General features: G+C 72.4%; 28 protein-coding genes. 13 read left to right on the top strand and 15 right to left on the bottom strand.

Annotated features, from left to right (window positions below; all coding sequences use genetic code 11):
* Positions 1-280 precede the first annotated feature (280 nt).
* Complete coding sequence (locus ACFW9D_RS01910) at positions 281-1,144, top strand: alpha/beta fold hydrolase (protein WP_384616710.1); 864 nt, start codon at positions 281-283, stop codon at positions 1,142-1,144.
* Positions 1,145-1,375: 231 nt separating this feature from the next.
* Positions 1,376-1,528: a hypothetical protein gene (locus ACFW9D_RS01915; RefSeq protein ID WP_188337006.1), complete on the top strand. Its 153-nt coding sequence runs from the start codon at positions 1,376-1,378 to the stop codon at positions 1,526-1,528.
* 87 nt (positions 1,529-1,615) lie between these two features.
* Here the strand turns inward: ACFW9D_RS01915 and ACFW9D_RS01920 are convergent, their stop codons facing one another.
* The 3 genes from ACFW9D_RS01920 to ACFW9D_RS01930 form a co-directional block, all read right to left on the bottom strand.
* Positions 1,616-2,221: a MarC family protein gene (locus ACFW9D_RS01920; protein ID WP_188337007.1), complete on the bottom strand. Its 606-nt coding sequence runs from the start codon at positions 2,219-2,221 to the stop codon at positions 1,616-1,618.
* A gap of 117 nt (positions 2,222-2,338) precedes the next feature.
* Positions 2,339-3,202, bottom strand: coding sequence for a PHP domain-containing protein (locus ACFW9D_RS01925; protein ID WP_188337008.1), 864 nt, complete (start codon positions 3,200-3,202; stop codon positions 2,339-2,341).
* A 144-nt stretch (positions 3,203-3,346) separates the two neighbouring features.
* Complete coding sequence (locus tag ACFW9D_RS01930; RefSeq protein ID WP_384616713.1) at positions 3,347-3,985, bottom strand: DUF6758 family protein; 639 nt, start codon at positions 3,983-3,985, stop codon at positions 3,347-3,349.
* 173 nt (positions 3,986-4,158) lie between these two features.
* Here ACFW9D_RS01930 and ACFW9D_RS01935 point away from each other — a divergent pair, with 173 nt between their 5' ends.
* Positions 4,159-5,409 carry an MFS transporter gene (locus tag ACFW9D_RS01935; RefSeq protein ID WP_384616715.1) on the top strand — a complete coding sequence of 417 codons (1,251 nt, stop codon included), beginning with the start codon at positions 4,159-4,161 and terminating at the stop codon, positions 5,407-5,409.
* A 3-nt stretch (positions 5,410-5,412) separates the two neighbouring features.
* On the opposite strand, the gene ACFW9D_RS01940 is transcribed toward ACFW9D_RS01935, so the two are convergent.
* Complete coding sequence (locus ACFW9D_RS01940) at positions 5,413-5,997, bottom strand: suppressor of fused domain protein (RefSeq protein WP_188337011.1); 585 nt, start codon at positions 5,995-5,997, stop codon at positions 5,413-5,415.
* A gap of 492 nt (positions 5,998-6,489) precedes the next feature.
* Here ACFW9D_RS01940 and ACFW9D_RS01945 point away from each other — a divergent pair, with 492 nt between their 5' ends.
* Positions 6,490-7,620, top strand: a complete 1,131-nt coding sequence (locus ACFW9D_RS01945; RefSeq protein ID WP_188337012.1) for a magnesium and cobalt transport protein CorA — start codon at positions 6,490-6,492, stop codon at positions 7,618-7,620.
* A gap of 14 nt (positions 7,621-7,634) precedes the next feature.
* Complete coding sequence (locus tag ACFW9D_RS01950) at positions 7,635-8,150, top strand: hypothetical protein (RefSeq protein ID WP_384616718.1); 516 nt, start codon at positions 7,635-7,637, stop codon at positions 8,148-8,150.
* 10 nt (positions 8,151-8,160) lie between these two features.
* Here ACFW9D_RS01950 and ACFW9D_RS01955 read toward each other — a convergent pair whose 3' ends face one another.
* Positions 8,161-8,919 carry a hypothetical protein gene (locus ACFW9D_RS01955; RefSeq protein ID WP_223205952.1) on the bottom strand — a complete coding sequence of 253 codons (759 nt, stop codon included), beginning with the start codon at positions 8,917-8,919 and terminating at the stop codon, positions 8,161-8,163.
* A 195-nt stretch (positions 8,920-9,114) separates the two neighbouring features.
* On the opposite strand from ACFW9D_RS01955, the gene ACFW9D_RS01960 reads away from it, so the two are divergent.
* From ACFW9D_RS01960 to ACFW9D_RS01970, 3 genes are read left to right on the top strand one after another with little or no spacing between them, the layout of a single operon-like run.
* On the top strand, positions 9,115-10,401 hold the full coding sequence (locus ACFW9D_RS01960) for a magnesium transporter MgtE N-terminal domain-containing protein (protein WP_384616720.1): 1,287 nt from the start codon (positions 9,115-9,117) through the stop codon (positions 10,399-10,401).
* Complete coding sequence (locus ACFW9D_RS01965; protein ID WP_384616722.1) at positions 10,382-10,954, top strand: DUF1003 domain-containing protein; 573 nt, start codon at positions 10,382-10,384, stop codon at positions 10,952-10,954. The genes ACFW9D_RS01960 and ACFW9D_RS01965 overlap by 20 nt, the downstream gene beginning before the upstream one ends.
* Before the next feature lie 44 nt (positions 10,955-10,998).
* Positions 10,999-12,132 carry an Mrp/NBP35 family ATP-binding protein gene (locus ACFW9D_RS01970; protein WP_188337017.1) on the top strand — a complete coding sequence of 378 codons (1,134 nt, stop codon included), beginning with the start codon at positions 10,999-11,001 and terminating at the stop codon, positions 12,130-12,132.
* A gap of 55 nt (positions 12,133-12,187) precedes the next feature.
* On the opposite strand, the gene ACFW9D_RS01975 is transcribed toward ACFW9D_RS01970, so the two are convergent.
* From ACFW9D_RS01975 to sigE, 5 genes are all read right to left on the bottom strand, one after another.
* On the bottom strand, positions 12,188-12,844 hold the full coding sequence (locus ACFW9D_RS01975) for a hypothetical protein (RefSeq protein ID WP_384616724.1): 657 nt from the start codon (positions 12,842-12,844) through the stop codon (positions 12,188-12,190).
* A 128-nt stretch (positions 12,845-12,972) separates the two neighbouring features.
* On the bottom strand, positions 12,973-13,431 hold the full coding sequence (locus ACFW9D_RS01980; protein ID WP_188337019.1) for a sec-independent translocase: 459 nt from the start codon (positions 13,429-13,431) through the stop codon (positions 12,973-12,975).
* Between the two features lie 154 nt (positions 13,432-13,585).
* On the bottom strand, positions 13,586-15,619 hold the full coding sequence (locus ACFW9D_RS01985) for a trypsin-like peptidase domain-containing protein (protein WP_384616726.1): 2,034 nt from the start codon (positions 15,617-15,619) through the stop codon (positions 13,586-13,588).
* Positions 15,620-15,711: 92 nt separating this feature from the next.
* A complete protein-coding gene (locus ACFW9D_RS01990; RefSeq protein WP_188337021.1) occupies positions 15,712-16,701 on the bottom strand; it encodes an anti-sigma factor in 990 nt (329 codons plus the stop codon).
* Positions 16,698-17,474: an RNA polymerase sigma factor SigE gene (gene sigE / locus ACFW9D_RS01995; RefSeq protein ID WP_188337022.1), complete on the bottom strand. Its 777-nt coding sequence runs from the start codon at positions 17,472-17,474 to the stop codon at positions 16,698-16,700. The genes ACFW9D_RS01990 and sigE overlap by 4 nt, the downstream gene beginning before the upstream one ends.
* An 81-nt stretch (positions 17,475-17,555) precedes the next feature.
* Between sigE and ACFW9D_RS02000 the strand changes: the two genes are divergently transcribed.
* The gene (locus tag ACFW9D_RS02000; RefSeq protein WP_188337023.1) at positions 17,556-18,329 is read left to right on the top strand and encodes an O-methyltransferase; all 774 of its coding nucleotides are present in this window, start codon (positions 17,556-17,558) and stop codon (positions 18,327-18,329) included.
* Positions 18,330-18,647: 318 nt separating this feature from the next.
* Here the strand turns inward: ACFW9D_RS02000 and ACFW9D_RS02005 are convergent, their stop codons facing one another.
* A complete protein-coding gene (locus ACFW9D_RS02005; RefSeq protein WP_003966491.1) occupies positions 18,648-18,815 on the bottom strand; it encodes a DUF3117 domain-containing protein in 168 nt (55 codons plus the stop codon).
* Between the two features lie 330 nt (positions 18,816-19,145).
* Here ACFW9D_RS02005 and ACFW9D_RS02010 point away from each other — a divergent pair, with 330 nt between their 5' ends.
* Positions 19,146-19,949, top strand: a complete 804-nt coding sequence (locus tag ACFW9D_RS02010; RefSeq protein ID WP_384616728.1) for an enoyl-CoA hydratase/isomerase family protein — start codon at positions 19,146-19,148, stop codon at positions 19,947-19,949.
* Between the two features lie 7 nt (positions 19,950-19,956).
* Here ACFW9D_RS02010 and ACFW9D_RS02015 read toward each other — a convergent pair whose 3' ends face one another.
* Together ACFW9D_RS02015 and ACFW9D_RS02020 are read right to left on the bottom strand one after the other, a co-directional pair.
* Positions 19,957-20,559: a DNA-3-methyladenine glycosylase I gene (locus tag ACFW9D_RS02015; RefSeq protein WP_384616729.1), complete on the bottom strand. Its 603-nt coding sequence runs from the start codon at positions 20,557-20,559 to the stop codon at positions 19,957-19,959.
* Positions 20,556-20,966 carry a DivIVA domain-containing protein gene (locus tag ACFW9D_RS02020; RefSeq protein ID WP_384616731.1) on the bottom strand — a complete coding sequence of 137 codons (411 nt, stop codon included), beginning with the start codon at positions 20,964-20,966 and terminating at the stop codon, positions 20,556-20,558. The genes ACFW9D_RS02015 and ACFW9D_RS02020 overlap by 4 nt, the downstream gene beginning before the upstream one ends.
* A gap of 146 nt (positions 20,967-21,112) precedes the next feature.
* Between ACFW9D_RS02020 and folP the strand changes: the two genes are divergently transcribed.
* Complete coding sequence (gene folP, locus ACFW9D_RS02025; protein ID WP_188337026.1) at positions 21,113-21,973, top strand: dihydropteroate synthase; 861 nt, start codon at positions 21,113-21,115, stop codon at positions 21,971-21,973.
* 16 nt (positions 21,974-21,989) lie between these two features.
* On the opposite strand, the gene ACFW9D_RS02030 is transcribed toward folP, so the two are convergent.
* Both ACFW9D_RS02030 and dapE read right to left on the bottom strand, forming a co-directional pair.
* A complete protein-coding gene (locus ACFW9D_RS02030; RefSeq protein ID WP_188337027.1) occupies positions 21,990-22,739 on the bottom strand; it encodes a TIGR00730 family Rossman fold protein in 750 nt (249 codons plus the stop codon).
* A gap of 103 nt (positions 22,740-22,842) precedes the next feature.
* Complete coding sequence (dapE, locus tag ACFW9D_RS02035; protein WP_384616733.1) at positions 22,843-23,925, bottom strand: succinyl-diaminopimelate desuccinylase; 1,083 nt, start codon at positions 23,923-23,925, stop codon at positions 22,843-22,845.
* 97 nt (positions 23,926-24,022) lie between these two features.
* Between dapE and ACFW9D_RS02040 the strand changes: the two genes are divergently transcribed.
* Entirely contained in the window at positions 24,023-24,964 is a 942-nt protein-coding gene (locus ACFW9D_RS02040) for a heavy metal transporter (RefSeq protein WP_384616735.1), read from the top strand.
* A gap of 364 nt (positions 24,965-25,328) precedes the next feature.
* On the top strand, positions 25,329-25,772 hold the full coding sequence (locus tag ACFW9D_RS02045; RefSeq protein ID WP_188337030.1) for an ATP-binding protein: 444 nt from the start codon (positions 25,329-25,331) through the stop codon (positions 25,770-25,772).
* The last annotated feature ends 115 nt before the right edge of the window (positions 25,773-25,887 follow it).

The raw sequence follows: 25,887 nt of genomic DNA on the forward strand, positions 1-25,887 counted from the left end.
AAGCGCGCGCCCCGCAAGAAGGCCGTCGCCGCCGCCCCGGAGGAGGCCGCCGAGGCCAAGCCGGTGCGCCGTACGCGCAAGAAGGCCGTGGCCGAGGCCCCCGAGGCCTGATCGGTCGCACGACGCCGGAGCTGTACGCAGGCCCGGATCCCGCACACGCGGGGTCCGGGCCTGCGGCGTTGGACGTCCGGGCCTGCGGTGTCGGGGTGTTCGGACCTACGGGGTTCGGGCCCCGGCGGCCGAGGGGCGGCCTCCCGCATCGTCCCGTTAATCTCACGGCATGAGCAGGCCCGAGACGTTCACCCCGCCGCCCGGCACGCGCGCCCACGCCCTGCGCACGGCGCGCGGTGACTTCGCCGCGCTGACCGGCGGGCCGGCGTCCGGCCCGGTGCGCGGCACCGCGCTGCTGCTGCCCGGTTTCACCGGCAGCAAGGAGGACTTCATCTCGCTGCTGCTGCCGCTGGCGGAGGCCGGGTACCGCACGGTGGCCGTCGACGGGCGCGGGCAGCACGAGAGCGCGGGCCCCCGGGACGACGAGGCGCCGTACGCGCGCGCTGAGCTGGTCCGGGACGTGCTCGCCCAGGCCGCCGCGCTCGGGCCGGCCCCCGTCCATCTGCTCGGGCACTCCTTCGGCGGGCTCGTCGCGCGGGCCGCGGTGGTCGCCGACCCGGCGCCCTTCGCGTCGCTGACCCTGATGGCGTCGGGCCCCGCGGCGGTGTCGGCGTCCCAGCAGCAGCGGGTGGCGATGCTCCGGGACGCGCTGGCGGTGTTCGACATGGGGCAGGTGTGGGAGGCCATCCAGACGCTGGAGGCGGCCGAGGGTCCCGTCGAGCCGCGGGGCGACGAGGAGGATCTGCGGCGGCGCTGGATGAACAACAGCCCGGCTCAACTCCTCGCGGCGGGGCGGCAGTTGTGCACCGAGCCGGACGGGGTCGAGGCGCTCGCCCCGGTCGCGCCGCCGGTCCATGTGATCTCCGGCGAGGAGGACGACGCGTGGCCGGTGCCGCTGCTCGACGACATGGCGGCCCGCCTGAAGGCGGAGCGGACGGTCGTCGTCGGCGCCGGCCACTCCCCCAACACGGACCGCCCGCGGGAGACGGCGGCGGCGCTCGCCGCGTTCTGGGACAGGCACCCGGCCGCCTGACGCGCCGCCCGCCACATGGCCCGACGGCCGGCCCGCCACCTGACGCGCCGTCACTGTAGGTGCTCGCACGACCGCGCTACTCGCGAGTAATTAGTTCTTCGAAAAATTTCCTTAGCGTAGGGAATGTTTGCACGGGGCAACCCGTTGACCACTACAGAACGCGGGGCACTGTCGCCACGCCTTCCACCTCAGTTCTCCTCCAGGAGGATCACCAGACGAAGGGAGAAGCCTGTGCGCTTCGAGATCATGCGACTGGACGACGTCGACGGCGCGGCCGTCGACACCACCGTCGTGGACGCCGCCTCCGTCAATCGGATCGTTCAGCAGGCCGCCGCCATAGGGCAGCGCCTCTACATCCGCCCGGCCGAGTCCACCGCCTCATAACGGCGAGCGGCTCACACACTTCGAAGCCCCCGTACGCATCGTGCGTACGGGGGCTTCGCGCGTGCCCGGGCCGGGCGGCGGGCCGGGTCAGGAGCCCTGGATCACCTGGGTCACGCCGTTGATGATCTGCTGCACGGCGATGGCGGAGAGCATCATGCCGGCGAGCCGGGTCACGAGGACGACTCCGCCGTCCTTGATGACGCGGATGATCACGAGCGAGTACCGCATGACGAGCCACAGCACGACGTGGATCGCGACGATCGCCGTCCAGACGGAGACCTGCGTGGCGACCGAGTCGGCCTTCTGCACGGCGAGGATGACCGAGACGATCGCGCCGGGGCCCGCCAGCAGCGGCATGCCGAGCGGGACGAGCGCGACGTTCACGTCCTTCGTCTGCTTCGGCTCGTCCGTCTTGCCGGTGAGCAGGTCGAGCGCGATGAGCAGGAGCAGCAGACCGCCCGCGATCATCAGGGCGGGCACGGAGACGTGCAGGTAGTCGAGGATCTGGTGGCCGAGGACACCGAAGACGGCGATGACGCCGAAGGCGACGCAGACGGCCTGGAAGGCCATGCGCTTCTGGACCTTGGCGGGGCGGCCCGCGGTGAGGGCGAGGAAGATCGGGGTGATTCCGGGGGGATCCATAATCACAAAAAGCGTGAGAAAAAGGGATCCGAAGACAGCGACGTCGAACACGGTGGGGCCAGGCCTTGCGAGAGATGAGCGGAAAGAGGTGGGAGGCGGGGCGATCAGGGACGGCCGGGCGCGGACCGCGCGCCCGGGGGGCGTGGGTCGGTGCCGGTGCGGCGCTGATCAGGCGCGGCGTCCGCCGGCGCCCGGGACGGGGAAGGCCCCTGTGGCGCGGCGCACGATCTCCCCGTAGACCTCGGGGTCCGTGGTGAATTCGCCGGGCACACAGGTCTTGCGGCTGCCGTGGTAGTCCGAGGAGCCGGTGGTGAGCAGGCCGACGTCGGCGGCGAGGCCGCGGAGCCGGTCGCGGGTGGGCTCGTCGTGGTCCATGTGGTCGACCTCGATGCCGTCGAGGCCCGCCGCGGCGAGCTCGGCGATGGCCGACTCGGGCACGGTGCGGCCGCGCTCGGCGGCGGCCGGGTGCGCGAAGACGGTGACACCGCCGGCGGCCTTGACGAGACGGATCGCCTCGAAGGGGTCGGTCTCGTGCTTGTCGACGTAGGCGCGGCCGCCGTCGGCGAGCCAGTCCTTCGTGAAGGCGTCGGAGACCGTGGGCACGACACCGAGCTCGACGAGCGCGGTGGCGACGTGCGGGCGGCCGACCGAGCCGTCGCCCGCGATCCGGGCCACCTGCTCCCAGGTGACGCCGACGCCCAGCTCGTTCAGCTTGGCGACCATGCCGCGGGCGCGCGGCACCCGGTCGTCGCGGACCAGCTCGCGCTCGCGCAGCAGGTCCGGCTCGTCGGGGTCGAAGAGGTACGCCAGCATGTGCATGCTCACGCCGTCGAGGCGGCAGGAGAGCTCGGCGCCCGTGACGAGGGTCAGGCCCTCGGGCAGTGCCGCGATGGCCTCGGCGTGGCCGCGCGTGGTGTCGTGATCGGTGAGGGCCACGACGTCCAGACCCGCCGCCGCGGCGTTGCGCACCAGCTCGGCGGGGGTGTCCGTGCCGTCGGAAGCGGTGGAGTGGGTGTGCAGGTCGATGCGCACGGCTGCGGACTCCAGGCTTCGGACGGAGGGATCGGGACCGCTCAAGGATAACGGGGATTCCGGACCCCCTTGTCACCACCGAACCGGCCCTGACTCCTTACCGCCGGTACCCCCGACCCGGCCGCCCGCACGCCGTGGCCGGGCTCACTCCAGAATGCGCGGCGACAGCGCCCCGCACGGCATCATGTCGACCTCCGGTCCGGCGTCGCGCAGATCGGCGAGGACCAGCTCGTCGTACAGGAGCATGCCGGAGTGCTCGGGCCAGACGATCGCCCACAGCCACAGGCCGCGCGCCTCGCCCGCGAAGACGGCGCGGTCGTCCGGGGTGCCGGTGACGTGCCACAGCGGGGTGGGGCGGCCGGCCGCGAGGACCTTGGCCTGCGGTGGTCCCGTGACGTCCAGGAAGGGTCCGGGGTCGGGGCCGTCGATGCCCGCGTAGCGCGCGCCGAGTCCGACGCCGAGCTCCTCGGCGACGAGCACCAGCTCCCCCATGCCGCCGAGCGGCCCGGGGCCCGAGCAGGCGACGGCGGTGGCGCGGCCTCCCGAGCGGTCGTCCCCCGCGTTGGCCACACCGGTGAAGAGCCAGCCGACCGGCAGCGGCCACGGCATCCACACGGGGACACGGGCGCGCTTCACGACGACGCTGAGCGCCTCGACGCTGGGCGGGATGACCGGTTGTAACGGGTGCACGGCGCCGTGCACGTCGCACTGCCAGGAGTCGGCAAAAAGGCCGGGAGCCCTGACCCGGCCACCACACTTCGGGCAACTGGGTTCGCCCCTCATAAGGCTCAACGGTCCTCCCCGGGCCGCGCCGCGTCAAGGACGATCACCCGTCCGGACCGTCAGGATCATCCGACCGAGGACCTCACCATGTAGATGTAGCTTGCATTAATTAGCCGATCTAACTTATTATGTGCATACGCCAACGATTCAGAGCGTTCTAAGGAGCGGCCGGCATGAGCCACAGCGAGCCAGGAACCGAAGGGGACCCGTTCGACGCGGGCGCGACCAGCCTCCTGCGTCAGCCGAAGGCCGTCTGGGCGACCGCGGGCGCCTCCGTCGTCGCCTTCATGGGCATCGGACTCGTCGACCCGATCCTGCCGTCGATCGCGCAGGGCCTGCAGGCCACCCCGAGCCAGGTCTCCCTGCTCTTCACCTCGTACTTCCTGATCACCGCGATCGCGATGCTGGTGACCGGATTCGTCTCCAGCCGGATAGGCGGCAAGAAGACGCTGCTCGCCGGGCTCGCCCTGGTCGTGGTCTTCGCCGGGCTCGCCGGCACCTCGGACTCCGTCGGCCAGCTGGTCGGCTTCCGGGCCGGCTGGGGCCTCGGCAACGCCCTGTTCGTCTCCACCGCGCTCGCCGTCATCGTCGGCGCCGCGGCCGGCGGCAGCGCCGCCGCGATCCTGCTCTACGAGTCCGCCCTCGGCCTCGGCATGGCCTGCGGCCCGCTGCTGGGCGCCGTGCTCGGCAACGCGAGCTGGCGCTACCCGTTCTTCGGCACCGCCGCGCTGATGGCGGTCGGCTTCCTCTGCATCACCGCGTTCCTGAAGGAACAGCCCCGGCCCGCGAAGAAGACCTCACTGCTGGACCCCATCAAGGCGCTGGGCCACGGCGGCCTCGCCTCGGCGGCGCTCTCATCGTTCTTCTACAACTACACGTTCTTCACCGTGCTGGCCTTCACCCCGTTCGTGCTGAACATGACCCCGTACAAGTCGGGTGCCGTGTTCTTCGCCTGGGGCGTGCTGCTCGCACTGTTCTCGGTGGTCGTCGCGCCGCGCATGCAGGCCCGGTTCGGCTCGCTCAAGGTGCTCGGCGGCTCGCTCGTCCTGCTCGCCGCCGACGTGCTCGTCCTCGGCTACGGCAACCACACCACGGCCGTCGTCTGCACGATCCTGTCCGGCGCCTTCATCGGCGTGAACAACACCGTCTACACCGAGCTGGCCCTCGGGGTCTCCGACGCCCCGCGCCCGGTCGCCTCCGCCGGCTACAACTTCGTCCGCTGGTTCGCCGCCGCGGCCGCCCCGTACTTCGCGCCGAAGATCGAGGAGTGGACCGACATCCACATCCCGTTCGTCGTCGCCGCGATCACGGCTCTCCTCGGCGCGGTCGTCGTCTGGGTCCGCCGCAGCGCCCTCACCCACGAGGCCGAGGAGCTGGAGCCCCGGCACGCGAGCGAGGACAGCGTCTCCGTCTTCGCGAACTGACGCTCAGTCAAGCGGTACGGACCTGCGCAGCGGATCACGCAGGTCCGTCCCGCTGTTCAGCCACTTCTCCTGGAGCGCGCCCGCCCCGTGCACCCGCTTCCACGCCGCCTCGTTCTGCGTCATGGGCAGCAGCGGCAGGAACCGTACGGGGTCCATCGGTTCGTCCAGGTCCAGGTCCTCCACCAGGCCGCCCGGCTCCGCCACCAGGACGGAGGTGAACGGCGCCCCCGGCCACAGCGGCTCGCCCACGTCCAGGGAGGCGCCCGGCGCCACGACGACGCCCTCGACCTGCGGGGACGCGGCGAGCACGGCCAGCGGGCGGAGCACCTTGTCGGTCTCGGCGAGGCCGGCGCGGACCGTGAGGACCAGCTCGGCGCGCGGGCCCTTCACCGGGTCGGCGAGCGCCGCGGTGGGGTCGGACATCGGGGACGCGGACATGCCGAGCGTCGCGTACCGCACCACGTCCCCGTCGGAGAACCGCAGCACCTCGATGCGGTCCGTGCCGAGGAACGTGACCGCCGCGCGCGCGTCGGGCTCACCGAAGGCGGTCAGCAGCCGGGCTTCCACCAGTGCAAGAACTTCTCCCATCCCGCGAGCATAGAACTCGCATGCAACGGGTAAAGAAGGGACTTGCTTCTTCAGTCGGCTGATAGTCTTGGCCGCTGGTCGGCATGGTGCGCGGTCGCGTACCCGCCGAGCGTCCTCGGGACCCTCGGAGCGCCGGCCCGTCACCGTCCCCCACGGGGGACCGGCCGGAGGAGGTGGGGCTGTCATGGATCGAAGTCGATCGTGCAGTACCACCCGTTCTTCCGGCCGCTAGGCCCGCATCTCCTTTCGCAGTCCGCAGTGCGGCAGCCGTCCGGGCTGCCTCCGCGTCCTGTCGCGTGCGCCGGAAGAGCGCTTCGTTCCCACCTGATCTTTCCGATCGCACCGATCTGAGTCAGTAAGCGAAGCCGCCCCGCTCATGGTGCGGTGCTACCCGCTTTGTGGACGTGCAGCATGTCCTTCGGCCAGGACGTCCTCATTCCGGGTGGTTCCACCCGTAGCCGCCGCGGCTCCCGCTCGCGAAGGAGCCTGCCCATGTCGATGATTCGCGACCTGCGTGCCGCCGTCCGCCCCTCGCTGCGCAAGAGCGTGGCCCCGTACGGGAACGAGGCGCGCTCCTCGTACGACCCGACGCGTGACCCGTCGGCCGTCACGGCCGTGGTCGACTGCGCCGTCTACCGGGACGGCGCGCGCGTGGAGTCCACCGAGTGCCTCACCCCGAGCGAGGCCCGCCGCCGGGTGCGCCGTGACGGCGGCTTCGCCTGGATCGGCCTGCACGAGCCGACCGAGGCCGAGTTCGCCGGGATCGCCGCCGAGTTCGGGCTGCACCCGCTCGCCGTCGAGGACGCCGTCCACGCCCACCAGCGGCCCAAGCTGGAGCGCTACGACGACACCCTGTTCGCCGTCTTCAAGACCATCCACTACGTCGAGCACGCCGAACTCACCGCGACCAGCGAGATCGTGGAGACCGGCGAGGTCATGTGCTTCACCGGACGGGACTTCTTCATCACCGTCCGGCACGGCGGCCAGGGCTCGCTGCGCGCCCTGCGCCACCGCCTCCAGGACGACCCGGAGCTGCTGTCCAAGGGCCCGAGCGCCGTGCTGCACGCCATCGCCGACCATGTCGTCGACGGCTATCTCGCGGTCGCCGACGCGATGCAGGACGACATCGACGAGGTCGAGACCGACGTCTTCTCGCAGACCGGCAAGGGCTCGCCGCGCGGCACCGACGCGGGCCGCATCTACCAGCTCAAGCGTGAGGTGCTGGAGTTCAAGCGGGCCGTCGCCCCGCTGCGCCGCCCGCTCGCGCTGCTCAGCGAGCGGCCGATGCGGCTCATCGACCCCGACATCCAGAAGTACTTCCGTGACGTCGCCGACCACCTGGAGCGCGTCCAGGAACAGGTCATCGGATTCGACGAACTGCTCAACTCGATCCTCCAGGCCAACCTCGCGCAGGCCTCCGTCGCGCAGAACGAGGACATGCGCAAGATCACCTCGTGGGCGGCCATCATCGCCGTGCCGACGATGGTGTGCGGGGTCTACGGGATGAACTTCGACCACATGCCGGAGCTGCACTGGCGGTTCGGCTATCCGATGGTGCTGGCCCTCATCGGCGGCATGTGCTTCGGCATCCACCGCACCCTGAAGCGCAACGGCTGGCTGTAGCTAGGCTTCTGCGCATGACGACTGCTGAACTGCTCGATGCCGCCCTCGTCGAGGAGGCCACGAAGAAGTCCGGGCTCATCTGGGTCCGGGGTGCCTCGGGGACGGAGCGCGCCCTGTGGCACGTGTGGCACGAGGGGGCGGCGCTGGTGGTCGGTGACGGCCCCGGCGAGCAGCCGCTGCCCGGCCTCGACGACGGCTCCGCGGCGACCGTCACGGTCCGCAGCAAGGACAAGGGCGGCCGGCTCGTCGGCTGGCGGGCGTCGGTCGTCGCGCTGACGCCGGGCTCGGAGGCCTGGGAGGCGGCGGTCGGTGAGCTGAAGGGCAAGCGGCTGAACGCGCCGGACGCCGAGACGATGACCGAGCGCTGGGCCCGCGAGTGCCGGGTGCTGCGCCTGGAGCCGGCCGGCGGCGCGCACGTCCCGGTCCCCGAGGGCTCACTCGCGGCACGCCCCGTACCGACCCCGGCGACGACCCGGAACCCGGCGCCGGCGGGCCTGCCGAAGCTGCTGGCCCGGCGCAAGCGGAGCTGACAGCCCCTGGTCAGGAGGCCGGCAGTGCCTGGCCGTAGTCCACGGTGTCGGCGTCGTCCGGCTCCCTGAGCTCGAAGCCCTTGCCCCACTCGGTGAGCTTCAGCGAGCCCGCGCCGCCGGCCCGCTCCAGGCGCAGCGGGTACGCCGTGCCCTCCAGGGAGACGTCGAGGGTGCCGCCCGCGCCCTTGTCTCCGCTCAGCTCTATGGTGCGGACCCCGTCGGCGGCGCCCCGGTCGCCCTTGGCGAGGGTGCCGTGCAGGGTGAGCAGCCCGTCGAGCAGCACCTCCTTGTCGGTGAAGGTGCTCAGCTGCTTGTACGCGGGGTCGCCCGAGGGCACCTTCACGTACTTGCCGTCGAGCTTCTCCGCCGCCGTACCGCCTTCGTGCGCGTTCTTGCCCTCGTCGGAGTGCGTCCAGAAGGCGGCGCTCGCCTTGAGGAAGAGGTGCTCGCCGACCCGCAGCAGCTGGAACGTGCCGTCCTTCGTGGTCACCGACCCGGTGCCGCCGTCGTCCTTGAGCCGCATGTCGAGCCTGTACGTCCGTCCGCCGACGACCACGGAGCCGGAGACGTGCACGGTGTCCGCGGCCTGCGCGGCCTTCACCGTGCGGCTCTGGATCTTCTTGGCGGACAGCTTGCCGACCCCGTTGGTCCCCGCGTCCGGGTCCTGCTCGCCTCCGCCGCCGCACGCGGTGAGTCCGGCCACCAGCCCCGCGCTCAGCAGACCGGCCAGCAGGAACCGGGGTCGACGGGCCAGGGGGTGTGCGGTCACGGGCGGGACCACCTCTCGTGGGGCAAGGGGGGTGCGGCGGTGGGCAGGACGGCAGCGTACCCGTGCCCTGCGCGCCCGCTCCCGCAGGCCCTGGCCCCGGGCGGCGCAAAGGCGCCGTCGACCGGCTCGGGCTAGCCTGATCACCAGATTGCTCGTATGTACGCACAGGCAGGCACGAAAGGGAGGCGGGGTGACATGGCCGCAGGGGCTCCCCGCATCTTCGTCTCGCATCTGGCCGGAGTCGCCGTCTTCGACCCGAACGGCGACCAGGTCGGCCGGGTGCGCGACCTCGTGGCGATGCTCCGGGTGGGCCGCCGCCCGCCCCGGCTGCTGGGGCTCGTCGTCGAACTGTCCACGCGCCGCCGCATCTTCCTGCCCATGACCCGGGTCACCGGCATCGAGTCGGGCCAGGTCATCACGACGGGCGTGCTCAACGTGCGGCGTTTCGAGCAGCGGCCCACCGAGCGGCTGGTGCTCGGTGAGATGCTCGACCGGGTGGTGCGCCTGGTGGAGACCGGCGAGGACGTCACCGTCCTGGACGTGGCGATCCAGCAGCTGCCCGCGCGCCGCGACTGGGAGATCGACCGGGTCTTCGTCCGCAAGGGCAAGGCCGGCGCCTTCCGGCGGAACAAGGGCGAGACGCTCACCGTCGACTGGTCCGCCGTCGACGGCTTCTCCCTGGAGGAGCACGGGCAGGGCGCCGAGAACCTGCTCGCCACGTTCGAGCAGCTGCGCCCGGCCGACCTGGCGAACGTGCTGCACCACCTGTCCGCGAAGCGCCGCGCCGAGGTCGCCGCCGCGCTCACCAACGAGCGGCTCGCCGACGTCCTCGAGGAGCTCCCCGAGGACGACCAGATCGAGATCCTCGGCAAGCTGAAGGAGGAGCGCGCCGCCGACGTCCTGGAGGAGATGGACCCGGACGACGCCGCCGACCTGCTCAGCGAGCTGCCCGAGGAGGACAAGGAGCGCCTCCTCGCCCTGATGCAGCCGAGCGACGCGGCCGACGTGCGGCGCCTGATGGCGTACGAGGAGCGGACCGCGGGCGGTCTGATGACGACCGAGCCGATCGTGCTGCGCCCCGACGCGACGGTCGCCGACGCCCTCGCGCGCGTCCGCAACCCCGACCTGTCCCCCGCGCTCGCCGCGCAGGTCTACGTCTGCCGGCCGCCGGACGAGACCCCGACCGGCAAGTACCTCGGCACGATCCACTTCCAGCGCCTGCTGCGCGACCCCCCGTACACGCTGGTCAGCGCGGTCCTCGACGACGATCTCCAGGCGCTCGCCCCGGACGCGCAGCTGCCGGAGATCGCCGGGTTCTTCGCCACGTACGACATGGTGGCGGCGCCCGTCGTCGACGAGGGCGGCTCGCTGCTCGGCGCGGTCACCGTCGACGACGTACTGGACCACATGCTCCCCGACGACTGGCGCGAGCAGGAGTTCCACCTGGCCGGGGAGGTGAACCATGGCGACGGAGGAGCGTGAGCGGGAGCGCGAGCGGACCGGGGAGACCCGGCGCCCGCGCATCCGGCTGGACCAGCCGCGCCCGCCCCGGCGCAAGCTGCTGCCGGAGTACGACCCGGAGGCCTTCGGGCGGCTGTCCGAGCGCATCGCCCGCTTCCTGGGCACCGGACGGTTCATCGTCTGGATGACGGTCCTGATCATCGCGTGGGTCGCGTGGAACATCGCGGCGCCCCGGCATCTTCGCTTCGACGAGTACCCGTTCATCTTCCTGACGCTGATGCTGTCGCTTCAGGCCTCCTACGCGGCCCCGCTGATCCTGCTCGCGCAGAACCGGCAGGACGACCGCGACCGGGTCAACCTCGAACAGGACCGCAAGCAGAACGAGCGCTCGATCGCCGACACCGAGTATCTGAGCCGCGAGATGGCCTCGCTGCGGATCGGGCTCGGCGAGGTCGCCACCCGCGACTGGATCCGCTCCGAGCTGCAGGACCTCCTCAAGGAGCTGGAGGAGCAGCGGCACAGTGCCGCGTTCCCGGGCGAGCACGAACGCGGACGTGACGTAGACGACCGCTGACGGGGCTTTCCGTGCCCCGGTTACCGCGCCGTACTATCGACCGTATGGCTACGGAAGACGCGGTGCGCGAGGCACTCGCGACAGTGAACGACCCCGAGATCCAGCGCCCCATCACCGAACTGGGGATGGTCAAATCGGTGGACATCGGCGCGGACGGAGTCGTCGCGGTCACCGTGTACCTGACCGTGTCGGGCTGCCCGATGCGCTCCACGATCGAGAACAACGTGCGGGACGCGGTCGCGCGCGTCGACGGCGTGACCCGGGTCGACGTCACCCTCGATGTCATGAGCGACGAGCAGCGCAAGGAGCTGGCGACCGCGCTGCGCGGCGGCACCGCCGAGCGCGAGGTGCCCTTCGCCAAGCCCGGCTCGCTGACCCGCGTCTACGCGGTCGCGTCCGGCAAGGGCGGCGTCGGCAAGTCCTCCGTGACCGTGAACCTGGCGGCGGCGATGGCCGCCGACGGCCTGAAGGTCGGCGTCGTCGACGCGGACATCTACGGCCACTCCGTCCCGCGCATGCTCGGCGCCGACGGCAAGCCCACCCAGGTCGAGAACATGATCATGCCGCCGTCGGCGAACGGCGTGAAGGTCATCTCGATCGGCATGTTCACCCCGGGCAACGCGCCGGTGGTGTGGCGCGGCCCGATGCTGCACCGCGCGCTCCAGCAGTTCCTCGCGGACGTGTTCTGGGGCGACCTGGACGTTCTGCTCCTCGACCTGCCGCCGGGCACCGGTGACATCGCGATCTCGGTCGCGCAGCTGGTGCCGAACGCGGAGATCCTCGTGGTGACGACGCCTCAGCAGGCGGCCGCCGAGGTCGCCGAGCGGGCCGGTTCCATCGCGGTCCAGACGCACCAGAAGATCGTCGGCGTCGTCGAGAACATGTCGGGGCTGCCCTGCCCGCACTGCGGCGAGATGGTCGACGTGTTCGGCACGGGCGGCGGTCAGCTGGTCGCCGAGGGCCTGACGAGGACGACGGGCGCGAACGTGCCGGTGCTCGGCTCCATCCCGATCGACGTGCGGCTGCGCGAGGGCGGCGACGAGGGCAAGCCCGTCGTGCTGTCCGACCCGGAGTCCCCGGCCGGCTCCGCGCTGCGGGCCATCGCCGGCAAGCTCGGCGGCCGCCAGCGCGGCCTGTCCGGCCTGTCGCTGGGCATCACCCCGCGCAACAAGTTCTGAGCTTCACCTCCGGCCGCGTCCTCCTACGGGAGGTGCGGCCGGAGCCCGTAAGGCCCTAGCCGAGCTCGGCGATGTCCTTCACCGCGGAGAAGCCGAGCCCGTACGCGCTCATGCCGCGCCCGTACGCACCGAGGTGGACGCCCGCCTGCGTGGATCCGGCGAGCACCCAGCCGAACTCGGACTCGCGGTAGTGGAACGGGGTCGGCACCCCGTCGACGGGCAGCGTGAGCGTCGCCCAGTCCTCGGAGTCCAGGTCGTCGGCGAGCACCCAGGCCGTCTCGGTCTGCTGGTCCAGCCAGTCGTCGCGCAGGGTGTGGTCCATCTGGCCGGGCCAGGTGTAGGAGAGCAGCCCGACACCGGCGAGCCAGGCCGCGGAGGACACCGAGGTGGCCTCCAGGACGCCCGTGCCGTCGGCGCTGCGCCGCACGGGGTTGGCGGCGATGGTCACGACGACCGCGAACCGCTCCGTGTCCTGTGTGCCCTCGCTGCGGACCGAGGGTTCGTCACCGTGCCCGATCGAGCCGTGCTCGACGGAACCGTCCGCCGAGGTGCCGACCTGCATCAGCCAGCGCGGTCCGGTGAACGCCTCGTCGAGGCCGTACCAGGGGAACGGCGCCTCCAGGTAGCCGTCGACCGTGCGCCGGGCCGCGGGAACCTGCTCGGTCCCCTCGCCGGCCGGCGCCTGCGCGCCCACCCGACTCGTCGTCTCCATGCGGCCGCCTCCTCGTTCTCGTACGGACCGGCGGCCCGCCCCCCACGGGCGTTCTCACGTCCGGTCCGCGCAACAACAAGGCAGGATGCCACACCGGGTCCCCGGGACCCGGTTGCAGGCGGGGTGGTTCAGGTCGCGTCGGAGTCGAACGGGGGCGGATCACCGGCGCCCGGACGGCGCTCGGTCTCGGGCCGCTTCTGCATGTCGACGCGGCCGCCGGAGGTGCCGGCGGCGCCGGACGCGGTGCCCGCGTCGTCCACTTCGGCCACGGTGGTGACCGCGTCCGAGACCTCGGCCATCTCCTTCTTCAGGTCGAAGCCGTTGCGGATCTCCTTGAGACCCAGGTCGTCGCTGTCCAGCTGCTTGCGGATGAACGTCTTGGGGTTCAGGTCCTCGAACTCGAAGTCCTTGAACTCGGGGCCCAGTTCCTCACGGATGTCCTGCTTCGCACTGTCCGAGAACTCCCGGATCTTGCGTATCGTGCGCGCGACGTCCTGGATGACCTGCGGCAGTTTGTCGGGGCCGAAGACCAACACGGCCAGCACGACCAGCGCCATGACCTCCGGTAGGCCAATGTCGTTGAACACCTTGCTCTCCTAGCGTGTCCTCGGCCCGCGGTCGTCTTCAGCAGCAGGTCTTCGGCTGGGTCCGGCACGGACCGGGTCCACGGTACCCGGCGACCCTGTCCGTCCGGTAGCCACCGGGCGACGAGCAGGATCACCGGGGCCGCCCGGTCGCCGGTCAGTCGCCGTCGGCGGATCCGAGGACGAGTGTCACCTTGCGCGGCTTCCCGTCCCGTTCGACCGTCAGGTCCAGCTTGTCCTTCGGCCGGTGCGCGCGGACCTTGACGATGAGCTCCTCGCCGGAGTGCACGCGGGTGCCGTCCACCTCGGTGATCACGTCGCCGGACCGGATGCCCGCCTCGGCGGCGGGGCCGCCCGCGGTGACCGCCGGGCCGCCGTCGTTGCCCTTCGTGCCGACGCGGGCGCCGTCGCCGTCGTAGTCCATGTCGAGGGTGACGCCGATCACGGGGTGGGTGGCCTTGCCGGTGTTGATCAGCTCCTCGGCCACGCGCTTGGCCTGGTTGATCGGGATCGCGAAGCCCAGGCCGATCGAGCCCGCCTGGGCACCCTCCTGCTCGGAGCCGCCGTCGGCGCCGCGGATGGCGCTGTTGATGCCGATGACGCGGGCCCGCGAGTCGACCAGCGGGCCGCCCGAGTTGCCGGGGTTTATCGGGGCGTCGGTCTGCAGGGCGTCGACGTAGCTGACGTCGGAGCCGTCGCCTCCGGCGGTGATCGGGCGCTCCTTGGCGCTGATGATCCCGGAGGTGACCGTGTTGGCCAGGTCGAAGGGGGCGCCGATGGCGACGACGGGGTCGCCCACCTGGACGTTCTCCGAGTTGCCGAGGCGCAGGGGCTTGAGGCCGCTGACGCCCTTCACCTTGATGACGGCCAGGTCGTAGCCGCTGTCGTGGCCGACCACCTCGGCGTCGGCGGACTCGCCTCCGGCGAACGTGACCGATATCTCACCGGCGGGGCCCGCCGGTTCGACCACGTGGTTGTTCGTCAGGATGTGGCCCTGCTGGTCGAGGACGAACCCGGTGCCGGTGCCCTGCTCGGTGTCGCCCTTCGTGTGGATCGTGACGACGCCGGGCAGCGCGGTGGCGGCGATCCCCGCGACGCTGCCGGGGTCCCGGTGCGCCGACTCGGGGCCCGCCTGCGGCAGCTCGATGTCGGTCCCGCCGGTGCGCTCCAGGTACGAGCCGACGGCGCCGCCGATCCCGCCCGCCACGAGCGCGATCACCGCGGCCCCGATCACCACGATGCGCCGCCCCTTCCGCTTACGGCGCCTCTCCTCCTCCGCGGCGGCCACCACGGGCCCACCCCACGGCTCATGCAGCTGCCAGGGCCCTGCGGGTGGCACGGAACCAGGTGCGGGGGCCGGGACGGGCTGAGGCGCCTGGGGTTGGGGCTGCGGCTGCTGATTCTGGGAGTGATGCGGCTGGGGCGGGGTGGCCTGGTGGGGCTGCGGCTGCTGGTTCTGGGCCGCGTGCGGCTGGGGCGCCTGCGGGTGGGCGGCGCCGGTCGGGGTTCCGTGGGTGGGGGTGGCCATCGGGTGCTGCACGGGCGGCGCGAGGGCCCAGGGTCCGGGTTCACCGTAGGGCGGCGTGCTGTACGGGTCCGGGTCGTGCAGTGGCCGGGGCCCGTCCGCGGCGGCGGGGACGGGTGACTCGGCGAGGGGCGCGGATCCGGCACCGGGCACGACGGGCTCAGCGCCGGAGACCGTGGCAGCAGCAACCGGCGGAGCCCATTCCTCGGCCGGTGCGCCGTCCCCGGCGGGGCCCACGGGGGCCTGCTCCCCGGGGGCGGACGACTCGGCGACGGAAGGCTCCGCGGACGCGGCTGCGGGCGCGGGCGCGACAGGCGGGGGCCACTCGTCGGCGGGCGCGCCCTGGCTGACGGCGCCGGGAGCCGGCGCCTCCGCGACGGGGTCACCAGGGGCGGGCTCGGTCGGGTTGTCGGGCGACGCCGGTGCGGCGGCAACCGGCGGGGGCCACTCGTCGGCCGGTACGCCCTGAGCTGCGGCACCGGGCTCCGCGGCGGGGTCGCCGGGGGCGGGCGGCACCGATGTGTCCGTGCTCGGAGCCGGTGGCGCGCCGGAGGGGCTCGCCGGGGCCGGGAGGTGCCAGTCGCCGTCGTCCGTCGTCGCCGCGTCCCCCGTGCTCGGTCGGGGGCGGCTCCACCACTTGGCCTTCGTGGGCTTGCCCTCGTCCATGTCTCGCTGTTCTCCCCACACCGGGCCCCCGGCACCACACCGCGGGCTCCCGTGGATTCAACCAGGTTCGGCGGCCCCGGCGCAGGGGGCTGTCAGCGGGTCGCGGACGGGCGGGACAACCGCGGCCCCATGGAGGCGGGGAGCGCGGCCAGTTCGGCCGGTGTCCCCGCCGCCTCCTGCACCTCGGACGGCTCGTGGGCCGGTGCGTGCGTGGGCAGGGCCACGGAGAGCATGGGGACGGGTGCGGCGGGACGTATGAGGGGCGCCATGCGCGGCGTGCCGGACAGCATCGGCGTCGTCGCGTACGGGACGACCGCGCTGCCGTGGCCACTGCCGGGGAGCAGCGGCGCGCCCGCCTCGATCGGCGAGACCGGGGCGGCGAGTGCTCCGCCGCCCTGGCCCGAGGACAGCGGTGACGTGGAGCGGCGCCGCTGGGCCTCGGAGGACGGCGTGGCCCCCGCGGTCTGGCTGCGCAGCGGGGTGACATTGCTGCCGGACCCGCCACGGGTGTCGGCGGTGTCCGCCGGGATGCCGGCCGAGACCCCGCCGAGAGCGAGCGCGGCGAGCGACACCGCACCGGCCGCGGCGAAGGCGAACCGGCGCCCGCGCGAGGCCCGGTCCGCGTCGGGCCGCCCGACCTCGTGGATGCGGAAACCGCGCTCCTCGCTGGGGAACACGGCGGCGTGCGCGCCGGACGGCGCGTACGCGAACGCCTCGGCGTCTACGTCGAAGACTCCCTGGCCGAAGCCCCGGACGCCGCCGAGGGGTCGGCCCGAGCCGAATCCTCCGCCGCCGAAGGGGGTGCCTCCGGTGTCCCCGTCAGCACCCCCGGGCAACCCCTGGAGGCGGGCGAGGAAACTTTCAGAGGGCGGCGGCGGTGCGGTCTGCGCGAAGACGCTCTTGAGGCGGCGCTGGGCGTCGGCCTCGGTCTTGCAGCGCGGACAGGTGGCCAGATGCGCGAGGACGCGCTCGCGGGCGTCGTGGTTGAGCTCGCCGTCGACCAGGGCGGCCAGCCGGTCCCCGAGATGCTCGTCGGCCGCGGTCTGCCGGCGCTCGGCAGGATTGAGACGTGATCCACTCACGCGGGCGCGCCCCCTCCACCGAGGACGGGGACACCCGTGCCGGCGAGCGAACGGCGCTCCGCGCGGGCCTCCGGCGAACGGTGCTTGAGGGCCTTGCGCAGCTGCGAGCGGCCGCGGTGGATCCGGCTGCGGACGGTGCCGAGCTTCACGCCCAGGGTCGCGGCGATCTCCTCGTAGGAGAGCCCCTCGATGTCGCACAGGACGACGGCGGCGCGGAACTCGGGCGCGAGCGTGTCGAGGGCCTGCTGCACGTCGGCGTCGAAGTGCGCGTCGTTGAAGACCTGCTGCGGCGACGGGTCTCGGCTGGGCAGGCGCTCCGCGGCGTCGTCCCCGAGGGAGTCGAAGCGGATGCGCTGCTTGCGGCGGACCATGTCCAGGAACAGGTTCGTCGTGATGCGGTGGAGCCAGCCCTCGAAGGTGCCCGGCGTGTACGTCGACAGCGAGCGGAAGACGCGGACGAAGACCTCCTGAGTGAGATCCTCGGCGTCGTGCTGATTGCCGGTCAGGCGGTACGCGAGCCGGTAGACCCGGCCGCTGTGTGTGCTGACGATCTCCTCCCAGGTGGGCGGAGTCCACGCCTTGGATTCCGCATCAGCGGCAAAGGTCGCGGTCTGCTGCGCGGAGTCAACGGTGCGGATTCGGTCAGCGGTGTCGGTCACGGATTTCGGCTCACCCGCTGACCTGAGAAAGCGCCGAAGCACTCCTCCCCGATCCACAGGCGCAGCCGCACCTCCCCTGTCGGCTCTGGTGGTGTCCAGTGGAGCCCCTACCATAGCCACCTCGCCCGTTAGCTCCGGATAAGCGTTTTTACTCAGATTTGCCACTCGGTCCGCGGGGGCCGCTCCGGCCTCCGGATGTGTCGCTGTGACCACGCGCTGTCCCCCGCTTCTCCCCAGTCTTTCCCCCTGCCCTTCCAAACGCCCGGTCCCATCTGCGAGTTCCCGCCACCAACGGATAAAGTCACGCGCAGGCAACCACGGGGACAGGAGAGGGCCATTACCGGCAACCGGCAGACGAGCTGGGCGTTCGCCGACGCCTTTGTCGCCGAGGACGACGCGACCCGCTGGGCCCGCGACCGCGCCCGCGAGGCGGGACTGCGGTCGGTGTCCCCGGGCGCGGGCGCGGCGCTGCGGATGCTCGCCGCCACGGTGGAGGCCAAGGCCGTCGCCGAGATCGGTACGGGCACGGGCGTGTCCGGAATCCATCTGTTGCACGGGATGCGGCCGGACGGCGTGCTCACGACCGTGGATCCGGAGCCGGAGCGGCAGCAGTTCGCCCGGCAGGCGTTCCGGGCGGCCGGCTTCGCCAGCAACCGGGCCCGGTTCATCCCGGGGCGGGCGCTCGACGTGCTGCCGCGGCTCGCGGACAGCGGGTACGACCTCGTCTTCTGCGACGGGGACCGGATGGAGAGTCTGGAGTACCTCGCTGAATCGTTGCGCCTGCTGCGGCCGGGCGGGCTCGTCTGCTTCGAGGGGGTCTTCTCGGACGGGCGGACCGTGGACTCGGGGCCGCAGCCGGTCGAGGTGGTGCGTGTGCGGGAGTTGCTCCGCGCGGTTCGGGAGTCCTCCGAGCTGGTGTCCTCGTTGCTGCCGGTCGGTGACGGGTTGCTCTGCGCCGTCAAGCGCTGAGCCGGGGCCCGGGCTTGGCGGAGCTCGTTTCCGCCCTGCCGCCGTAGGGGTCCTGCCGGGTCGCGAGTGCGGCTCTCGTCGTGGCTGGTCGCGCAGTTCCCCGCGCCCCTGAGGGGCACACTCCGTGCGCCCCCACGGGCATGCTGCTCCCGCCCCGCGTGGCTGAAGGGCAAGCTCCGTGCGCCCCAGGAGGTGCCCGCCGCGCCCCGCGGCGGAGCCGCCGATCAGGCCCTCTGACCTGTGGGAGAAGGCGGACACACGACTGCCCCGGCACCGAGTGTGTGCCGGGGCAGTCGAAAAGGTATGGTCGCTTCCGCGTCAGCCGACGACCTTCTTCAGGGCGTCGCCGAGGGCATCGGCCTCGTCGGGCGTCAGCTCCACCACGAGCCGACCGCCGCCTTCGAGCGGAACGCGCATGACGATGCCCCGCCCCTCCTTGGTCACCTCGAGCGGGCCGTCACCCGTTCGCGGCTTCATGGCCGCCATGCTCGTTCCCCTTCCTGAAACCAGCTCATCGTCAGCCGACGGCCCTCTGGACGGGCACACGTCACCGGCATCGAACACATTGCTTCCAGGCCATTATCCCGCATGGCGACACCCGATGACCAACATCAGTCCGCATCGCTTGCGCAACGCGCTTGAGCAAAACCACCCAATTCGGCGATGTGGCTGCGATACTTCGCGCCTTCCACGGCCTCCGGGCGACAGATTTGTTTGACGCAGGTCACACACCGGGGGTGCTCCAAGCGTCGTGATCTCCGTCATGCTGAGCACGGAGACTAAGCGATCGCATAGGACGCAGAGGAGGGGTCCCCCATGGCGGACACCGTGCTGTACGAGGTGAGCGACGGACTCGCGACGATCACGATCAATCGCCCCGAGGCGATGAACGCGATGAACACCGAGGCCAAGGTCGCCCTCCGCGACGCGGCGCAGGCGGCCGCGGCCGACCCGGAGGTGCGGGCGGTGCTGCTGACGGCGTCCGGGGACCGGGCGTTCTGCACCGGGCAGGACCTCAAGGAGCACCTCGCGTCGCTGGCGGCGGACCGTGAGAGCGGCGAGGGCCGCACCATGAGCACGGTGCGCGAGCACTACAACCCGATCGTGCGGGCGCTGACGCAGATGCCCAAGCCCGTCGTGGCGGCGGTGAACGGCGTGGCGGCCGGTGCCGGTTTCGGGTTCGCGCTGTGTGCGGACTACCGGATCGTGGCGGACACGGCGTCGTTCACGACGGCGTTCGCCGGGGTCGCGCTGACCGCCGACTCGGGCATCTCGTGGACGCTGCCGCGGCTGATCGGGGCCGGCCGCGCCGCCGACCTGCTGCTCTTCCCGCGCAGCCTCAAGGCGCAGGAGGCGTACGAGCTGGGGATCGCGAACCGGGTCGTGCCGGCTGCCGAGCTGCCCGAGGCGGCCCTGAAGGTGGCCCGCAAGCTCGCCGAGGGACCGACCGTCGCGTACGCCGCGCTGAAGGAGTCCCTCGCGTACGGCGCGGGGCACTCGCTCGACGAGACGCTGGAGAAGGAGGACGAGCTCCAGGCACGGGCCGGAGCCTCCGAGGACCACGTCATCGGCGTCCAGGCGTTCGTCGCCAAGGAGAAGCCGAAGTACGTCGGGCGCTGAGCCGGGCTCAGGCGCGCGGTGCGGTCGTGCGGACCCAGCAGTCGGCGAGATGGTCGTCGACCAGGCCGCACGCCTGCATCAGCGCGTAGGCCGTGGTGGGGCCGACGAAGCGCACGCCGCGCTTCTTCAGGTCCTTGGCCAGGGCCTTCGACTCGTCGGTGATCGCCGGGACCTCGCTCAGGGAGCGGGGTCCCGGCCCCTTGCGGCGGGTGGGGGCGTGCGACCAGATCAGGCGCTCCAGCTCGCCGGCCTCCCACTGCGCGAGCACGCGCGCGTTGGCCAGCGTCGCGTCGATCTTGGCGCGATTGCGGATGATGCCGGCGTCGGCCAGCAGGCGCTCGCGGTCCTTGTCCGTGAACCGGGCGACCTCCGCGATCTTGAAGCCGGCGAACGCGGCGCGGAAGCCCTCGCGGCGGCGCAGGATCGTGATCCAGGACAGGCCGGACTGGAAGGCCTCCAGGGTGAGCCGCTCGAAGAACGCGTCGTCGCCGCGCACCTCCCGGCCCCACTCCTCGTCGTGGTACGCCATGTAGTCCTCGGAGGCCACGGCCCAGGGGCAGCGCGGCTTGCCGTCGGGGCCCGCGACGGCGCCGGTGACGGGCGTGCTCATCGCTGCTCCTCCCCCGGCTCGGTGCCGAACCCCGGCTCGGTGCCGAATCCTCCGGGCGGCGCGAAACCGCCGTGGCCGGGGCGGTGGTCCTGCGGGCCCGGCCGCGTGTGGGCGGTGGCGAGGGCCGACTCCAGCTCGGTGATGCGGGCGTCGCGCTCGGCGAGCTCGGCTCCCAGTCTGTTGAGCGCGTCGTCGACCTCGGCCATGCGGTAGCCCCGCACCGCCGTCGGGAGGCGGAGCGCCTCGACGTCCGCGCGGGCCACCGGACGGTCCTGCGGCAGCGGGTCCGCGTAGAACTGCGACGGCGCGTCGCGCAGCGTGCCGCCGTCGCCCCCGCCGAGGACCGCGAGGGTCACCGCGCCGACGACCACGACCAGCGCGATGACCAGAAACAAGAACATGAGCATCCGTGGGGTCCCCTGGCTCGACCGGTGGCTCGGCCGGGCCGGTGTGGATCCGGCCCGAAACCGTCAGGGTCCGATCGTGCCATGCCGCACCGACAGTTAAGGTCGCAGGCGACCGATCAAGTGGGATCCAGAGGAGAGTCACAGGGATGCTCAGGCTGGGCAGGCGCGAGTTCGCCGCCGACGAGCCGGTGATCATGGCGATCGTGAACCGGACCCCGGACTCCTTCTACGACCAGGGCGCCACGTTCCGGGACGAGCCGGCGCTCGCCCGGGTCGAGCAGGCGATCGCCGAGGGCGCCGAGATCGTGGACATCGGCGGGGTGAAGGCGGGTCCCGGCGAGGAGGTCGACGCCGACGAGGAGGCGCGGCGGACCGTCGGCTTCGTGGCCGAGGTGCGGCGGCGCTTCCCCGACGTGATCATCAGCGTCGACACCTGGCGCCACGAGGTCGGCGAGGCCGTGTGCGAGGCCGGTGCCGATCTGCTGAACGACGCCTGGGGCGGCGTGGATCCGAAGCTGGCCGAGGTCGCCGCGCGCCACCGGGTCGGGATCGTGTGCACGCACGCGGGCGGCGCGGAGCCGCGTACGCGGCCGCACCGGGTCGGCTACGAGGACGTCATGGCGGACATCCTGGACGTGACGGTGGGGCTCGCCGAGCGGGCCGTCGCGCTGGGCGTGCCGCGCGAGTCGGTGCTGATCGATCCGGGGCACGACTTCGGGAAGAACACGCGGCACTCGCTGGAGGCGACGCGACGGCTCCCGGAGATGGTGGAGACGGGCTGGCCGGTGCTCGTGTCGCTGTCCAACAAGGACTTCGTGGGCGAGACCCTGGACCGGCCGGTCAAGGAGCGGGTGATCGGGACGCTGGCGACGACCGCGGTGTCGGCGTGGCTGGGGGCTCAGGTCTACCGGGTGCACGAGGTCGCGGAGACCCGGCAGGTGCTCGACATGGTGGCGTCCATCGCGGGGCACCGGCCCCCGGCGGTCGCCCGCCGGGGACTGGCGTAGCCCCTGGAGCGACGGGTTACTTCCCTGTCTCCTTGGTGACCAGGGTGATGGCCTCCTCCACGTCGTCCGTGACGTGGAACAGGAGCAGGTCGGCCTCGCCGGCCTTGCCCTGGGCGATCACCGTGTTCTTCAGCCAGTCGACCAGGCCGCTCCAGTACTGCGTGCCGAACAGGACGATCGGGAAGCGTGTCACCTTCGTGGTCTGCACGAGGGTGAGCGCCTCGAAGAGCTCGTCCAGGGTGCCGAGGCCGCCCGGCAGCACCACGAAGCCCTGCGCGTACTTCACGAACATCGTCTTGCGGACGAAGAAGTAGCGGAAGTTCAGGCCCAGATCGACGTACTGGTTGAGGCCCTGCTCGAAGGGCAGCTCGATGCCGAGGCCTACGGAGATGCCCTTGGCCTCCACGGCGCCCTGGTTGGCCGCCTGCATGGCGCCGGGGCCGCCGCCGGTGATGACGGCGAAGCCGGCCTCGACCAGGGCCCGGCCGATGGCCACGCCCGACGCGTACTCCGGCGAGTCCTCGGGGGTGCGCGCGGAACCGAAGACGCTGATCGCGGGCGGCAGTTCGGCCAGGGTGCCGAACCCTTCGATGAACTCGGACTGGATGCGCAGGACCCGCCAGGGGTCGGTGTGCACCCAGCCCGAGGGGCCCTCCGTGTCGAGCAGACGCTGGTCGCTCGTCCCCGGCTGCACCTGGTCGCGCCTGCGGACCACAGGCCCTGTCAGCTGCTCCTTGGGACGCCGCTTGCCCTCCGGGTTGCTCATCGCCTGCTCCCTTCCTGCGTGGTGGACACGCCCTTACGTAGAGCAAGGGTAGGTCTACGCGGGTTACAGGAGCGGGGCCACGCCGTATCGGGGCGAGGTCCGGTCAGGAAGCGGTCAGCCAGGAGGCGAGCACCTTCTCGGCCTCCAGGATGAGGGCCGTGTCGACGCGCTCGTCGATCTTGTGGGCGTAGATCGGGTTGCCCGGCCCGTAGTTGACCGCGGGGACGCCGAGGGCGCTGAAGCGGGAGACGTCGGTCCAGCCGAACTTGGGGCGCGGCTCGCCGCCGACGGCGGCCAGGAACGCGGCCGCGGCGGGGTGCGTGAGGCCGGGCCGGGCACCGCCGGTGTGGTCGTCGACGACGAACTCCTCGATCGGGCAGTCGGCGAAGAAGTCGCGGACAAACTGCTCGGCCTCCTCCATCGAGCGGTCCGGCGCGTAGCGGAAGTTGACCGTGACGGCGCACGCGTCGGGGATCACGTTCGTGGCGACGTAGCCCTCGATGCGGACCGCGTTGAGGCCCTCGTGGAACTCCAGGCCGTCCACGACCGGCTTGCGCGGCTCGTAGGCGGCGAGCTTCTCCAGGACGGGCGCGGCGGCGTGGATCGCGTTCTTGCCCATCCACGCGCGCGCGGAGTGGGCGCGCTCGCCCTTCACCTTGAGGATGACGCGCAGGGTGCCCTGGCAGCCGCCCTCGACGAGGCCCTCGGTGCCCTCCAGGAGGATCGCGAAGTCACCCGCGAGCCAGTCGGGGTGGGCGTCGGCCACATGCCCGAGTCCGTTGAGGTGTGCGGCCACCTCTTCGTTGTCGTAGAAGACGAACGTGAGGTCGCGGTTGGGTTCGGTGATCGTCCGGGCGATGCGGAGCTGGACCGCGACGCCGGACTTCATGTCGCTGGTGCCGCAGCCCCACAGGGTGCCGTCCGGGTCGAGGCGGGACGGCACGTTGTCCGCGATCGGGACGGTGTCGATGTGGCCGGCGAGGATGACGCGCTCGGCACGGCCGAGGTTCGTGCGGGCCACCACGTTGTTCCCGTACCGGTCGACCTGGAGGTGCGGCAGGGCGCGCAGGGCCGCCTCGACGGCGTCGGCGAGCTCTTTCTCGCTGCCGCTGGGCGAGGGGAAATCGACCAGCTGGGCGGTGAGGCGGGCGGCGTCCTGGGTGAGGTCGAGCGCGGTGCGGTCCATGGCGCCGAGCCTATCCCGGAGGCCCGCCGGGCAGGCTCCGCAGGCCCGTCGGGCGGGCTCCCGCTGTGCTGTCGGAGGGCTCCAGTACCTTGGACGCGTGCCTGAGCCCCGTGTTCCCTTCCGGCGCGCCCGCCTCCTGCGGTTGGGCGCCGCCGCCGTCGTACTGCTCGCGGTGGCGACGTACGTGGCGGTGCAGTACGCGACCGGCGGCCGCACCACGCCGAAGTGCGTGGTGGTGTCGGCCAACGGGGACGGGGCGAGCTACGAGTTCACGGCGGAGCAGGCGGTGAACGCGGCGACGATCTCGGCCGTCGGCACCTCGCGCGGGATGCCCGAGCGGGCCGTCACGATCGCGCTGGCGACGTCCCTGCAGGAGTCCGGGCTGCGGAACATCGACTACGGGGACCGGGACTCGCTGGGCCTGTTCCAGCAGCGGCCTTCGGAGGGCTGGGGCACGGCCGCCCAGATCATGGACCCGGGGTACGCGGCGGACCGGTTCTACGCGCATCTGGCGAAGATCCCCGGGTACTCACGGCTGCCGCTGACGGTGGCCGCGCAGCGGGTGCAGCGCAGCGGCTATCCGCAGGCGTACGCCAAGCACGAGCCGGACGCGACGCTCCTGGCCGCCGCGCTGACCGGCCGGGCGGCGGCCTCGCTGACCTGTGAGGGCCGGCCGGGCGGCACCGAGGCGGTGAGTTCCGGCGACCCCGCGCGCGTGAGAGCGGCGCTGGTGCGGGACTTCGGCAAGGACCTGGCGCCGGTCGCGGACCGCGAGCAGCGGTCGGTACGGGTCCCGGTGGCGACGGTGCTGGACGCGCCGGAGGGCGGCGACCGGCAGCGCGGCTGGGAGCTCGCGCAGTGGGCGGTGGCCAACTCCTCGGCCCTGCGCATCGAGCGGGTCTCCTACGCGGGCCGCGAGTGGGCCGCGGGTGAGAACGGCGGCGCGTGGAGCCGGGCGGCGAAGGAGAAGGCCCGGGGCTCCGCGCGGGGCGGCTCGGCGACGCCTGCGGGCGAGGTCCGGATCATCACCGGCCGGTGAGGCCGGGGCTCCTCCGGCCGCCGGGGCACCTCTGATCACCGTCGGGCAGTCGTGCGAAGGCTCACTCGGTGGAGGGGTGCCGGGGGTTCGGGGCGAACGGCCGGACGAAGGACCTCGATCGGGTGGCGGGTGCGCGCCGGAGGGCCGGGCGGGCAAGGGGCGTAAGGGTTCTGCACAGGGTTTCCGCCGGGACACGACAAGCGGCTAATGCCCGATTTCATCCCCAGCCGATAATGCGACGCATTACCAACCCTTTATGTCGCCGACCCGCAACCTTCCTGGGCCCTGGGGCGGTTGTCACGGCGTCCGAGCACGCCGCAGGGCGAGCCGGACGGCCAGAGTCCTCTCCCGTAGAAGGAGCATCATGTCCCTCCCCCTGACCCGTCGGATCGCCCGTGCCGCCCTGCTCGTGGCGGCGGGAGCGGCGCCCGTGGTCGGTGCGGCCGGTGCCGCGAGCGCCGCGCCCCTCCCGGCCACGACCGACCTGGGCGGCGTGACCGCGCTGGACGGCGCGCACCTGGGTGAGACGGTGGACGGTGCCGCGCAGAACGCCACGGGCGTCGCGGGCAGCACCGGTGGCAAGGCCGTGAAGAAGGCCGTTCCCGCCGCGGGCAAGACGGTCGGCAAGAGCGCGAAGACGGCCACCCCGGCCGCGCAGAAGGCGGCCGGCGACCTGGCGGGCAGCGCCGGTGACGTCGTCGGTGACACGGCCGGCTCGGCGACCAAGGGCGGTCTGCCGACCGACGCCGTGACCAAGGGCGGCCTGCCGACCGGCCAGCTGCCGACCGGCGGTCTGCCGATCGGCTGAGGCCCGGCCCGCACGGGGCCAGACCGGTGACGGGGGGGGGGGGGGGGGGCGGGGGGGGGGGCCCCCCCACCCCCGAAGGGCGGCGGGGGGGGTGGGGGGGGCCCCCCGGGGGTGG

The organism is Streptomyces sp. NPDC059524, assembly GCF_042749255.1.
Taxonomy (GTDB): domain Bacteria; phylum Actinomycetota; class Actinomycetes; order Streptomycetales; family Streptomycetaceae; genus Streptomyces; species Streptomyces xanthii.